The organism is Paenibacillus sp. FSL H8-0079 (assembly GCF_037991315.1).
Classification (GTDB): Bacteria; Bacillota; Bacilli; order Paenibacillales; family Paenibacillaceae; genus Paenibacillus.
Window position 1 is genome coordinate 5359219 of sequence record NZ_CP150300.1, and the last position, 12589, is coordinate 5371807.

Here is a 12589-nt window from a genome sequence, read left to right on the forward strand (position 1 = left end):
GCTCAATCCCTGCCTTGTACGAGGGAATAGAACATGTGCTCCAGCGTGGCATCCGATTCCCCGAATTGAAGGCGCAATTCATTCAGCGTCCCTTGAGCAATGACCTGTCCACGGTGCAGAACGATAAAACGATCACAGTAATTTTCAATCGTGGACAGAATGTGTGAACTGAGCAAGATGGATGATCCCGAAGCTTTCATCTCCAGCATAAAATCAAGCAAAGAGCGAATACCTAGCGGGTCCAGTCCCAGGAAAGGCTCATCAATGATGTACAGTGGTGGTCCGGCCACAAAAGCACACATGATCATGACCTTTTGCCGCATCCCCTTGGACAGGTGAGTCGACAGACTTGTACTTTTCTCATTCATGCGGAACAATGCCAGCAATTTCTCCGTACGTTGTTTGAAGTCAGCCTCCGACACATTGTACGCTCTTGCCGTAAACTCCAGATGCTCCATCACCGTCATCTCATCATACAGTTCGGGTGATTCCGGTACGAATGCCATGGCTGATTGGTAGATCTGCGCATCCTCGTCCCGCTTCTTGCCCATCACTCTCACTTCACCCTGTTGAGGGGTCATCAAGCCGAGGATATGTTTCATGGTTGTGCTTTTGCCAGCACCATTTAATCCGATTAGTCCAACCATCTCTCCACGTCCGACTTCCAGATCGATGCCGTGAAGGACCGGCCGTTTGGCACTATAACCTCCGCTTAGCCCACTGATTTGCAGAACAGGCGATTGAACGTTTTCCATCTATCCCTGCACCCCTTTCGTCAGATTCTATTCTTCGGAGCGTGGCGTTTTGTCTTTACTCCACTTGGGTGCTCCCTTGTTTTTACGATCCTGATCGCGCTCCGTGCGGCCAGTATTGCCAGCTGGTTTGCTACCTACTGGACGCGAATTGGAGATTGTAGCTCGGGTACCGCCATTGCGGCTGCCCTGACCTGGTTTGCGATCTCTGGATTGTCCTGGTTTTCTGGAGAACGAATGTCCCTCAGGACGTGTATCCGGACGTGGATCAGCCTCCAGTACTTTACCGCCAAAGAGTACACGTTCTGGCAGTTCAATCCCGAGTTCGCGTGCGAATTTACGCATAATAAAGATCTGTGTTTCGTCCACAATGGACAGAACAATACCTGAACGTCCCATCCGGCCTGTACGACCTGCACGGTGAACATAGTGCTCCGAGTCAAATGCAGGGTCATAGTTAATGACCATTGGCAATCCTTCGATATCCAGTCCTCTGGCAGCGACTTCGCTGGCGATCAACAGTTGCAGTTTACCATTACGGAAGGCAGACAATACGTTACTGCGGGTCACTTTGTCAGCATCCCCATACAGCGCAGCAGCGGACAAGCCCAGATGATTCATTTTCGCTTCCACTTCACCAATATCTTCAGTTGCATTCACAAATACGATCGCCCGATCCGGATTGTACTGTCTAACCAGACGACGCAGCATGTCAATTTTGTTGCGGTTTTCTTCTACAAAATAAAAATGCTCAAGGCCCGCAGCCGTAGCGCGGTCCGGTTCAATTCCGATATGAACAGGCTCTTTCATCTCACGCTTCGCGAGCCCAGCCGTATGCTCATCAATGGTTGCTGATAGGAAAATCAACTGACGGTCCCGCAATGCGCTCTTGAGTACAAAGTTCACGTCACTTACGCCGCCAAGCTGGAATACCTGATCCGCTTCATCAATGACAATGGTGGAAACGTTGTGCATTTTCAGTTTTTTGAGTGTAATCAATTCTTTAAGCCGTCCCGGTGTACCTACAACCAATTGCGGATGCTCACGCAGCTTCTCGATCTGACGTTTAGCTGCTGCGCCACCAATCAGACCCAATACGCCGATCTTGCGTTCTTCCGCATAACGCTGCGCTTCACGTACAATTTGCATTGCCAGCTCTTGCGTAGGTGCAATAATAAGTTTCTGCGTACCTTTGATATCCATTTTGATGGATTGTAACAGGGGCAACAAATACGCCAACGTTTTTCCAGTTCCCGTCTGGGATTTGGATACGACATCTCGGCCTTCCAAAATAACCGGGATCGTCTGAGCCTGTACAGGTGAAGGTTCGTTAATGCCATGTTTCGCCAAAACGGCCTCCAGATCCTGTTCCACGCCAATTGAAGCAAATGTTTGATTCGTCATGTATGTCCATCCTTTTAATTTATTCATTTTGATGCTAGCCTTGCTTGTATAAAACCGAAGCCTGTCATCACATTACCTTTCATTATATGCGAAAAAAGCCCGTGGACCAAATCTTATTCAGGAATTATCCATTTGCACACAAAAAAAAAGAAAAGCCCCTCGGCGGAGCCTTTCTTTCATCCCGTATATGATGCCCAATATTGCATTTACTTCTGATTCATTACACCGTGTGACAATCGGTCTGCAAGACGTGGAAATAGCTGGTACAGCCATATGCCAGCAGAAGCAAGTCTTGGCAGATTCACTTCTTCCTTGCGCTTCTTCATCGCCCGAATCATATGACCCGCAACGTCTTCCGGTTTCAACATCATCCAGCGTACATTATTCACATAATTGCCAGATGGGTCAGCCCGATGGAAAAATGGTGTATCAATCGGACCCGGGTTAATGGTTGTCACCAGGACTCCTGTCTTGCGAAGCTCCTGACGCAGCGCGTTACTAAATCCGAGTACAGCGTGTTTCGTAGCTGTATAGGAAGCGGATTTGGCCGTACCGATTTTGCCAGCCATGGAAGCCACATTCACAATCTGTCCTCTACCCCGTTCCAGCATCTGTGGAAGTACTGCTTTGGTGCAGCGGACAATGCCCATGTAATTAACGTCCATCATCTCATCGAATTCCTGTACAGACATGTCCGTCATGGCTGCGAATTTACCATAACCTGCGTTATTCAGCAAAATGTCAATTCGTCCGTATTTATGCAATATCGCATCCACAGCTGCCTGAACCTGCTCACTGTCCGTAACATCAAGCGTAAGCAATTCATGCTGCCCTTTCAGCGAGGCACCAATCTCTTCCAGCTTATCCCGCGAACGGGCAGCCAGAATCGGGATGGCTCCTTCTTCTATCAGCATCTGTGCACAAAGCGCACCGATACCACTCGATGCACCTGTGATAAACACTACCTGATCTTTCAGCATCCGTGATGTCCTCCCGTATGAACACATATTGCCTTTTGAGGCGTATGGTTCTATTCTACGAGATCATGACCTGAATATCCATCTCACCAATGCCGTCCATCAGCAAAGGAATGCTCAGTGCTTTCGTTGCACTAAATGTAGTCAGATGTTCGGATTTCATCACTTGTGGAGGTGTAATATCGACCACAACACCTTGGTTCGACAGAATCGTACTGGCATTACCACTGATCATATTACCGAGTTCCGAAATAGCACTTTTGCTCATTTCATCCATTTCTGTGATAACGAATCCGCCCATCATCGCAGATACAATTTTCAGTGCAACTTGTTCGTTGATTCCAAATACAATGTTTCCGCTAAGTTGTCCGGTCATTCCGATCACGATCCAGACATGGTCTGCAATGTACTCTACATTCTTCACGCCAAGACTCCCGGTGGAAGGCGAAACCTGGATGAGCTGTTCGAATACGTTCCGTGCCGATTCCAGGAAAGGATTAATCACTTCCGCTTTCACTGTCTATGTCCCCCTCGCACTGGGTTATTGGTCACACACCAAAAGTCCCATATTCAATAAATTTATTATACTTTATCACGTACAAGAATTCATTAAGAATTCGTTAAACCATGTGTACTATAATTTATCGTCATCCGTGGGGCAAATGTTTATAGCTGATTCTATCGAATAAACAGAGCTTTTCACTTCTTTTGAAGAAAGCTTTTCGATCATTGTGCGTGGCAAAAGGCATTTAGGACTTTATGACTGTTTTCTCACAACTGTTAAAAAAATCAAAATCTTGCATTCGCATTTTTTTCACAGTCTCTTGAACTACTTTTCATCCCGAGAATCGCCTTCATTGCTCTGCTGTCCTGAATCACCTATAATTTAAGATAACGGAACAATAACCAGTTACGGGATTCCATCGCACCAAACACTACATAATCAAGATACTTTGCCTGCAAGGAGGTCACCTATGAACATAAGCCAACTGGAGACACTAATTACCATTTCCAAAACGATGAGCTTCCGCAAAGCGGGAGAACTTCTGAACCTGACCCAGCCTGCCGTCTCGGCCCAGATCAAAAGCCTGGAGGATGAATTCAGCACCGTTCTTGTGGATCGCAACCAACCCGTTACCCTGACAGACCGGGGACAGGTATTTCTGGAGCATGCTGAACGGATGCTCGACATCGTCGATGAGTTGAAACAAAAATTGTCCGATCTCGATGAAACGCCTCAGGGTCGTATCGTGCTGGGTACAACGACTTCCATTGCTATTCAGATCTTGCCAAGGGTGTTATCCTATTTCCAAGATCAATTCCCGCTGATCAAAACCAGTATCCAATCCCTGCCTTCATCACAGATCTATACTCAAGTCGAAAATGGTATGGTTGATATTGGTATCGGTTATCTCACGGAGCGCAATCCCAACCTGAATACATCTGTGCTGTACTATGACACATTCGAACTCGTGGTATCTCCTTCCCATCCGCTGGCGAAGAAAAAACATGCTGCAGTGGATGTGCTCCGAAGTACACCACTGATTCTGCTGTCCCCTGATACCGTAGGACGCCGGTTTACGGAAACCATCTTCAAGAAACATAATATTGAACCTAATATTGTGATGGAGTTGTCTAGCAGTGAGGAAGTGAAACGGATGGTCGAGATTGATCTCGGAGCGGCTGTCATATCCAAACAATCGGTTGCGCATGAGTTGCGCCAAGGTACTCTGAGAATGATACCCTTAAGTGAGCTAGAGGTCAGTCACCCTGTTGGTGTTATCTATAAGTCCAGTCGTTACCTCAACTCAGCAATGCAGCAATTCATAAGTGACCTCAAAGGCATGCCGGAAACCCAATTCATCAGTTCAGAATGACAATGAGCCATGAGAAAGGAAGGATTCCATATGAAATTCGATCTTCATACACATCATTTTCGTTGTGGTCATGCAGACGGCAACATCCGCGATTATATAGAGGCAGGTATTGAGGCAGGACTTCAGGCCATCGGTATCTCGGATCATACGCCATACTTTGGCAGTGAGCTTGAGCAGGCATTTCCCCGGATTGCAATGGGCAAATCGGAATTACAGCATTATGTGGAAGAAGTCCTTGCTCTGAAAGAAGAGTACGCTGGTAAAATCGATGTGCTGCTCGGCATTGAATCCGACTACTTCCCTACTCATGCGGAATTGTACCGTACCACGCTGGGACAGTATCCTTTTGACTATATTATTGGTTCAGTTCACCATACCGAGGATGTGAGTATCTTCAATAAAACCCGGTGGAATGGACTGAGCAATGCTCGCAAAATTGAAGTGAAAGAAAGCTATTATTCATTGATCCGGCAATCGGCTCGCAGCGGTATGTTCCAGATCCTTGGACATATTGATGCGATGAAAGGAAATTATCCACCCTTCTCCGAAATTATCGCTGATCAGGCCATTGATGAAACGTTGCAGGTCATTGCAGAATCCAACGTAGCCATCGAAATTAACACTTCAGGCAAAACCAAACTCAGCGGTGGCTGGTACCCGTCAGATGCCATTCTGGAACGAGCCCATCACTACGGGGTGAAAGTGACATTCGGATCAGATGCTCATAAACCGCAGCGGGTTGCAGACGAGCTGGATGATGTTCGTACACGTCTCAAGGAGATCGGATTCACCGACTGGGTGTACTTCAAGCAGAAACAGATGCAGGTTGTAACACTGTAAAATAGAGCAAACCCAAAGCCCCCACGGATGCTGAAGTGCACCGTGGGGGTTTTTGGGCAAAAAAAATGAACCCGCTCGCGCGGGTCCCAACAGCATTATCTATTATCAAAAAGGGGGTCATGAGATAAGTTTACCCCCTGTCTGTTAGAGTTCAATTGCAGCTATATTTCAATTGTGTAACAAATGATTGAAGTTCGATTCATTCACGTTTGACTACTCTTACTCTATGTTATTGCGGCTTGTCAGATACCAAGGTCTGCAAGTCTTTCTCCTGAAGCGGGCGGGCGTATTGTTCCCGGTACATGCTGTACACTTTGACATCCATCAGGGATTCTGATGCCTCATCATCCTCATCAGGTAGTACGAACGAGGGAAGACTCCGCTCGTAGGACATCCCTATTTTGCTTAGCACCCGTTCTGAAGATACATTCGCCTCATAACAACGTGCCTCCACCCTCCACAGATGAAGATCAGCAAATCCAAACTGCAGTAGCCGCTCTACCGCCTCGGTAGCCACACCCATGCCCCAACAAGATCTGTTCAGGATATAACCAATCTGTGCGGTGCCATTCTGATCATTCCAGTGCTGGAATGACGTGATCCCGATAACCTGTTCTTTACCTCTCCAGCAGATCCCATAATGTAACGAATCCAGCTTGGCACTGCTGCTCCGTATCTGGTTCAATAACCGTCTCGCCCGGATTGGTGTGGGCTGGCTTCCCCTATTCACATATCGGATGACTTGAGGATCGGAAAAGAGTTCCGATAATGTGCTGTAATCACTTTGACGCAATGATCGCAAGACAAGACGCTCTGTCCACAAAGCAGGCAGACCTTGAACCAGCATTTTTCGGGTAAGCATGACAATCGCTCCTTTTGCCTAAACGGGCTCTAGTCCGGTAAGACAAGCATGCTCTGAAGGTGATCCGGCATAATACCATTTGATCTGATCCACGAACTTTAGTATTCGCATTTTAGTATCAACATATTGCATCATTCAATTAATAGCGCTAAAGGGTTCAGGTGATGACTACTCCTGTAACCCGCGATAGACCCCCGTACGAATCTCACGGATATAGAAATCCAATGCAGGGACATTCGCCGACTGTGCAGCTTTTACTTCCCGCTCAATATCATAAGGTACCCGCACAAATTGAACATTGAACGGGGTATTGTTATCACTGCTATCTTCACCCTCCAGAATACAGTAGGAAGCTTGGGGAAGATCGAGCGGATTACCGACACTGCCTGCATTAAACAGCAACTTGCCATTCATATACTGCAAGTATGCGTTATGCACATCACCATAACCCACAACGTCTGCAATACCTCGGTCAGGCTCATCAGCCGGAGGATCAAACATCGCTAACCTCTTTTCCAGCTCATCCCATGGCTGTACACGATGGTATACACTTTGAGGTGAAGCATGAACCAGGCGGATGGTGCGACCACTCAGCTGAAACTGATGACTGAAAGGTAAACTCGCCAAATATGCCAATCGTTCCTCTCCCAGCCGTTCTGCTTGCCATGTAAAATTCTCGTTGTCCTGGTTAACCGCAACCAGTTCATCCCAATTACCGCGGATGACAAGTTCGCACGTCGCTCTCACCTGATCGACAACCTGTACCGGTTCTGGTCCCTTGCCCACGAGGTCACCAAGACAAAAGATTCGCTCTACGCCACGACTTCGGATATCTTTTAACACTGCTTCCCAGGCAGTCATGTTGCCATGAATGTCGGATACAATCGCAATTCGTTCCATCTGGATAACCTCCATTCATGTTGAATCCTTTATGTTTTGCGTTCATCTTATATTCCTTTTATGTGGTTAATCCTTTAAGCTCAAACACCGTTAATTCTGGTCTGCACAGAAAACGAATGGGCAGTTGGGTCATGCCAAAACCACGATTCACATACACGGGCATCTGTGTCTGGGTGGAGTAATATACCCCCTGGACATCCGTGTAATACAACCCCTGAACATACTTGTGTGAACCTCGCGGAGTCGTCAGTGCCCCGACCCAGGGAAAACGTACCTGTCCACCATGGCTATGACCGGAAAGTTGCAATCCGAAACCATAGGGAGTGGCAATGTCGGCATAATCCGGTTCATGCATGAGCAGCAGCTTCCACACATCATGATCCAATTCCTTGATGGCTTGGGCAGGATCCGGCCTGCCAGTAAGTGCGTCATCCAGACCAGCTATGGCCAGACGTTCGCCCCCTTGTTCAATCACCACATGTTCGTTCCTCAACAAAGTGAATCCGGCTTCACGGAACATGGTTGCCACTTCATTCTGCTGCCCGCCCCGATAATCATGATTCCCCAAAACCGCAAATTTTCCATACTTCGCTTGCATGGAGGCCAATACCGGAATACATTCACGCATCGGCTCTGCTTCCCTCTCGACTATGTCCCCGGTAAAACAGATCATGTCCGGTTGCTGCTCTTCAATCGTCGCTGCCAGCTTCTTCATTTCTTTCACCCCGGTATGAAAACCAAGGTGAGCATCGCTGAACTGAACGACACGCAATCCGTCAAATGCCTTAGGAAACTTCGGCAGTTTCAGCTCCACTTGCTTGATTTCCAGCCGACGCGGCTCCCAAAGCCAGGCATAACCTCCTGTGAGCAAACTGGCACCCGCCGTCATCAAAACCATGCGCAATAAGAAACTTCGGCGAGAGGGATCATGATCCTTTTCTTCTCCAGGAAACACAGATTCTTCTGCACCAGGTTCCTTATTCGAGCGTTGGGACGGCGAGTTGTTGCTGCCCTGACGCGGTGTCTCTGCCATATCTCCCCCTCCTTCTACGCTCCAGATCCATCCCCTTAGTATACCATATTCTGCATGGGTGGCCCGGTTCCTCTGCTTCTTTGTAAAAAGAAGCCGGGATCTCCGGCATGTTGCTGCACGGGATCACGACTTCTTCTAAGTTGCAGATTACACTTCTGCACATGTTATGACGAGATTATACACCCAACCAGCGTTTGAACATATGCTTGGTCGTTTGTTTGTTCATTTCCGCAATAGAGGTTGTCAGTGGAATGCCTTTTGGACAGGATTGCACACAGTTCTGTGAGTTACCACAGCCCTCAATTCCTCCGTCTTCCATTAACGCTTCCAGACGATCGTCGGCGTTCATCTCCCCTGTTGGGTGTGCGTTGAACAGACGCACTTGGGACAGTGCTGCTGGACCGATAAAGTCTGTTTTCTCATTGACATTCGGACATGCCTCCAGACATACACCACATGTCATGCACTTGGACAGCTCATATGCCCACTGACGCTTCTTCTCAGGCATCCTTGGACCTGGACCGAGGTCATAGGTACCATCGATCGGAATCCATGCTTTTACGCGTTTCAGGGCGCTAAACATCCGGGTACGGTCGATGACCAGGTCACGCACTACCGGGAATGTCTTCATTGGTTCGATGCGTACAGGCTGTTCAAGCTTGTCGATCAGGGCTGCACATGCTTGACGAGGCTTGCCGTTGATGACCATGGAGCAGGCACCGCAGACTTCTTCGAGACAGTTGGAATCCCAGCACACGGGAGCAATGGATTTGCCATCTGTATTGACCGGGTTCCGCTGAATCTCCATCAGGGCGCTGATCACGTTCATGTTGGGACGGTACGGAAGCTCAAATTCTTCGTTGTACGAAGATGACTCCGGGCTGTCCTGACGGGTGATGATAAACTTGACGGTTTTGTTGGCTGTAGCTTGTTCCGCCATATCGTTGTCCCCTCCTCTGGTGACGATGATTGTATTGCTGATGCGCAAAATGGTTTGGTGCACGGGAGACGCTTCGTCAGCGGAATGCCCCTCTGATCGCTGTTATCCCCGGATTTTTTTGATCAACCCTTTCCAGGGTTAAAATCCGGTGATAAAGGCGAGCGTTTCACTTCTTCTGGGCATTTCCGCTTCCTCCGCTACGTCGTGCACTGGGTCACTTTGCTGGAAACTGCACTCCAGTCATGCTGGATGGGCAGTATTGAAGTTCTGAAGCATCGCTAGGGCTTTGCTTCTCCAAAGTTCTCCTGCCTCTTCGTTTAGATGTTTAACTATTCACTACATGAATAGTATGGTACTTCTTAATCCTTGGAGTAATCCCGGATACGTGGTGGGATCAAGGATACGTCTACTGGCTCGTACGAGATTTTCGGGCCTTCCTTCGACCAGCTTGCGATCGTCGTTTTCAGGAACTCTTCGTCATTACGTTCCGTGAAATCCGGCTTGTAATGCGCGCCGCGGCTTTCGTTACGTAACAGTGCGCCCAGCGTCATCGCTTCTGCCAACTCAATCATGTTCCACAGTTGGCGGGTGAACGCTGCGCTCGGGTTGTTCCAACCGGAGCTGTCGTACATGTTAATTTTTCCATAACGCTCTTTCAATTCCTTGATCTTACCGATCGTTGCTTCAAGCTTGTCGTTGTAGCGTACAACCGTCATGTTGGCTGTCATCCACTCGCCAAGTTCTTTATGAATGACATAGGCATTTTCCGTGCCCTGCATTTTCAAGATGCCTTCGTATTTGTCGCTTTGTTGTTTGGTGTGTTTCTCGAATACGGAAGATGGGATATCAGCAGACGATTTTTTAAGTCCTTTGATATATTCAGCCGCTTTCGGTCCAGCCACCATACCACCATAGATCGCGGATACCAGTGAGTTTGCACCCAGACGGTTCGCACCATGGTATTGATATTCACATTCACCGGCTGCGAACAGCCCCGGAATGTTGGTCATTTGGTTGTAATCTACCCACATGCCGCCCATGGAATAATGGACTGCCGGGAAGATTTTCATCGGGATTTTACGCGGGTCATCGCCCATGAACTTCTCATAGATCTCAATGATTCCGCCGAGTTTAACATCCAGTTCCTTCGGATCTTTGTGCGACAGGTCGAGATAAACCATGTTCTCGCCGTTCACACCCAGCCCCATGTCTACGCAGACGCTGAAGATTTCACGAGTCGCGATATCACGTGGAACCAGGTTACCGTAGGATGGATATTTTTCTTCAAGGAAGTACCAAGGCTTGCCGTCTTTGTAAGTCCATATTCGTCCACCTTCACCACGCGCGGATTCAGACATGAGACGTAGCTTGTCATCCCCTGGAATGGCTGTCGGGTGAATCTGAATGAACTCCCCGTTGGCGTAATTTACACCTTGTTGATACACCGCACTTGCCGCTGTACCTGTGTTAATTACAGAGTTGGTCGTTTTACCGAAGATGATCCCCGGACCACCACTCGCCAGAATAACCGCTTCTGCCGGGAAGGTCTGTACCTTCATCGTTTTCAGATCCTGAGCCACGATCCCGCGACATACACCTTCATCATCCAAAACCGCCTGCAGGAACTCCCAGTTCTCATATTTCGTAACCAGGCCAGCTGCTTCCCAGCGACGCACCTGCTCGTCTAATGCATAGAGCAATTGTTGCCCTGTTGTCGCTCCGGCAAACGCTGTACGGTGATGCTTCGTTCCCCCGAAACGACGGAAATCAAGCAATCCTTCCGGTGTCCGGTTGAACATGACGCCCATTCGGTCCATCAAGTGAATGATGCCAGGTGCTGCTTCGCACATCGCTTTAACAGGAGGTTGGTTCGCAAGGAAGTCACCGCCGTATACCGTATCGTCAAAATGTACCCATGGGGAGTCGCCCTCACCCTTGGTATTTACCGCTCCGTTAATGCCGCCTTGGGCGCATACAGAGTGTGATCTTTTAACAGGAACCAGTGAAAATAAATGAACATGGACTCCGGCTTCAGCCGATTTGATCGCCGCCATCAAGCCTGCGAGACCGCCGCCCACAATAATTACATTCGTTGATGCCATTGTTGTTCACTCCCTTATAAGTCAGCATTTATACGCTAAATGCTTAAATTAGAACTGTTTTAACTGCGTCAATCATCGAAGTAGCTGTCTGGAAATCAATGCTCCGGAAAGCAAATAGTGAAGCAATAAACATGATGGAAACGATAGCGAACAAGCTCATACATACATAAGAGGATACACGTTGCGCACGCGGACCAACTGTAATCCCCCAGCTAACGAGGAACGACCACAGACCATTGGCAAAGTGATATGACGCCGCAACCACACTGATCATATATATCGCAAAGGTTATCGGATTCGTCACCGCATCATGTATGACGCCGCCAATCTCTTCATGGGATACATTACCCAGCGCAATCTGTACACGCGTCTCCCATACGTGCCAGATGACGAATACAAACGTAATGATACCGCTTACCCGCTGTAACGTGTAGCGCCAGTTGCGCTCATTACCATAACGCCCAACGTTAGGCTTGGCCTGATACGCAATGTAAAGACCATAAACACCATGATAGAACAACGGCAGCCAAATGAGTGTCGCCTCAATTACAATAACAAGAGGCAAACCGTTCAGGAATGCAACGGCACCGTAAAAAGCTTCTTTGCCGCCTTCAACTGCCGTGAAGTTCGTCACCAAGTGCTCAATAAAGAACAGACTGAGCGGAATGACGCCAAGCAAGGAGTGCAGCTTTCTGGAGTAAAACCCTTTCATAAAATGTCGATCCCCTTTCGCTAAATACAACGTTTTCATAAATGATTTCACTTATCATGACACGAATCCTTTTCCATGAAAAGGTTCGACAAATTGTTCCGTTTTCGCCAGGTGTGAACAACTTGTGTCACGATTCATGTTACTCCTTTTTTTCTTATAAGGGAATTGCAATATAATTATTAAATGTTAT

12 protein-coding genes are annotated in these 12589 nt (G+C 48.0%); 2 read left to right on the plus strand and 10 right to left on the minus strand.

Annotation, left to right across the window (positions count from 1 at the left end; genetic code table 11):
* Window positions 1-2 precede the first annotated feature (2 nt).
* The 4 genes from MHI06_RS23970 to MHI06_RS23985 form a co-directional block, all read right to left on the minus strand.
* Entirely contained in the window at window positions 3-755 is a 753-nt protein-coding gene (locus MHI06_RS23970) for an ABC transporter ATP-binding protein (RefSeq protein WP_169480591.1), read from the minus strand.
* 27 nt (window positions 756-782) lie between these two features.
* Window positions 783-2156 (minus strand): DEAD/DEAH box helicase, encoded by a 1374-nt coding sequence (locus MHI06_RS23975; protein ID WP_340399338.1) that lies wholly within the window; start codon window positions 2154-2156, stop codon window positions 783-785.
* A gap of 206 nt (window positions 2157-2362) precedes the next feature.
* A complete protein-coding gene (locus MHI06_RS23980) occupies window positions 2363-3136 on the minus strand; it encodes an SDR family oxidoreductase (protein ID WP_264934118.1) in 774 nt (257 codons plus the stop codon).
* A gap of 55 nt (window positions 3137-3191) precedes the next feature.
* Complete coding sequence (locus tag MHI06_RS23985; protein ID WP_036605799.1) at window positions 3192-3650, minus strand: chemotaxis protein CheX; 459 nt, start codon at window positions 3648-3650, stop codon at window positions 3192-3194.
* A 457-nt stretch (window positions 3651-4107) separates the two neighbouring features.
* Here MHI06_RS23985 and MHI06_RS23990 point away from each other — a divergent pair, with 457 nt between their 5' ends.
* Entirely contained in the window at window positions 4108-5010 is a 903-nt protein-coding gene (locus tag MHI06_RS23990) for a LysR family transcriptional regulator (protein ID WP_169480594.1), read from the plus strand.
* Between the two features lie 30 nt (window positions 5011-5040).
* On the plus strand, window positions 5041-5850 hold the full coding sequence (locus MHI06_RS23995; protein ID WP_340399339.1) for a histidinol-phosphatase: 810 nt from the start codon (window positions 5041-5043) through the stop codon (window positions 5848-5850).
* A 229-nt stretch (window positions 5851-6079) separates the two neighbouring features.
* On the opposite strand, the gene MHI06_RS24000 is transcribed toward MHI06_RS23995, so the two are convergent.
* The 6 genes from MHI06_RS24000 to MHI06_RS24025 all read right to left on the minus strand — a co-directional run bounded on the left by MHI06_RS24000 (window position 6080) and on the right by MHI06_RS24025 (window position 12399).
* The gene (locus tag MHI06_RS24000; RefSeq protein ID WP_340399340.1) at window positions 6080-6712 is read right to left on the minus strand and encodes a GNAT family N-acetyltransferase; all 633 of its coding nucleotides are present in this window, start codon (window positions 6710-6712) and stop codon (window positions 6080-6082) included.
* A gap of 168 nt (window positions 6713-6880) precedes the next feature.
* Window positions 6881-7612, minus strand: coding sequence for a metallophosphoesterase family protein (locus MHI06_RS24005; protein ID WP_340399341.1), 732 nt, complete (start codon window positions 7610-7612; stop codon window positions 6881-6883).
* Between the two features lie 58 nt (window positions 7613-7670).
* Window positions 7671-8645: a metallophosphoesterase gene (locus MHI06_RS24010; RefSeq protein ID WP_340399342.1), complete on the minus strand. Its 975-nt coding sequence runs from the start codon at window positions 8643-8645 to the stop codon at window positions 7671-7673.
* Between the two features lie 175 nt (window positions 8646-8820).
* A complete protein-coding gene (gene sdhB, locus MHI06_RS24015) occupies window positions 8821-9585 on the minus strand; it encodes a succinate dehydrogenase iron-sulfur subunit (protein ID WP_062837919.1) in 765 nt (254 codons plus the stop codon).
* Between the two features lie 359 nt (window positions 9586-9944).
* Entirely contained in the window at window positions 9945-11687 is a 1743-nt protein-coding gene (sdhA, locus tag MHI06_RS24020) for a succinate dehydrogenase flavoprotein subunit (protein WP_036605793.1), read from the minus strand.
* A 43-nt stretch (window positions 11688-11730) separates the two neighbouring features.
* Window positions 11731-12399: a succinate dehydrogenase cytochrome b558 subunit gene (locus MHI06_RS24025; protein ID WP_062837920.1), complete on the minus strand. Its 669-nt coding sequence runs from the start codon at window positions 12397-12399 to the stop codon at window positions 11731-11733.
* Between the last annotated feature and the right edge of the window lie 190 nt (window positions 12400-12589).

Excerpts from the sequence above, each read along its gene's own strand:
- MHI06_RS23970 (WP_169480591.1), bottom strand. The coding sequence starts at position 755 with ATGGAAAACGTTCAATCGCCTGTTCTGCAAATCAGTGGGCTAAGCGGA.
- MHI06_RS23975 (WP_340399338.1), bottom strand. The coding sequence starts at position 2,156 with ATGACGAATCAAACATTTGCTTCAATTGGCGTGGAACAGGATCTGGAG.
- MHI06_RS23980 (WP_264934118.1), bottom strand. The coding sequence starts at position 3,136 with ATGCTGAAAGATCAGGTAGTGTTTATCACAGGTGCATCGAGTGGTATC.
- MHI06_RS23990 (WP_169480594.1), top strand. The coding sequence starts at position 4,108 with ATGAACATAAGCCAACTGGAGACACTAATTACCATTTCCAAAACGATG.
- MHI06_RS23995 (WP_340399339.1), top strand. The coding sequence starts at position 5,041 with ATGAAATTCGATCTTCATACACATCATTTTCGTTGTGGTCATGCAGAC.
- MHI06_RS24000 (WP_340399340.1), bottom strand. The coding sequence starts at position 6,712 with ATGCTTACCCGAAAAATGCTGGTTCAAGGTCTGCCTGCTTTGTGGACA.
- MHI06_RS24005 (WP_340399341.1), bottom strand. The coding sequence starts at position 7,612 with ATGGAACGAATTGCGATTGTATCCGACATTCATGGCAACATGACTGCC.
- MHI06_RS24010 (WP_340399342.1), bottom strand. The coding sequence starts at position 8,645 with ATGGCAGAGACACCGCGTCAGGGCAGCAACAACTCGCCGTCCCAACGC.
- sdhB (WP_062837919.1), bottom strand. The coding sequence starts at position 9,585 with ATGGCGGAACAAGCTACAGCCAACAAAACCGTCAAGTTTATCATCACC.
- sdhA (WP_036605793.1), bottom strand. The coding sequence starts at position 11,687 with ATGGCATCAACGAATGTAATTATTGTGGGCGGCGGTCTCGCAGGCTTG.
- MHI06_RS24025 (WP_062837920.1), bottom strand. The coding sequence starts at position 12,399 with ATGAAAGGGTTTTACTCCAGAAAGCTGCACTCCTTGCTTGGCGTCATT.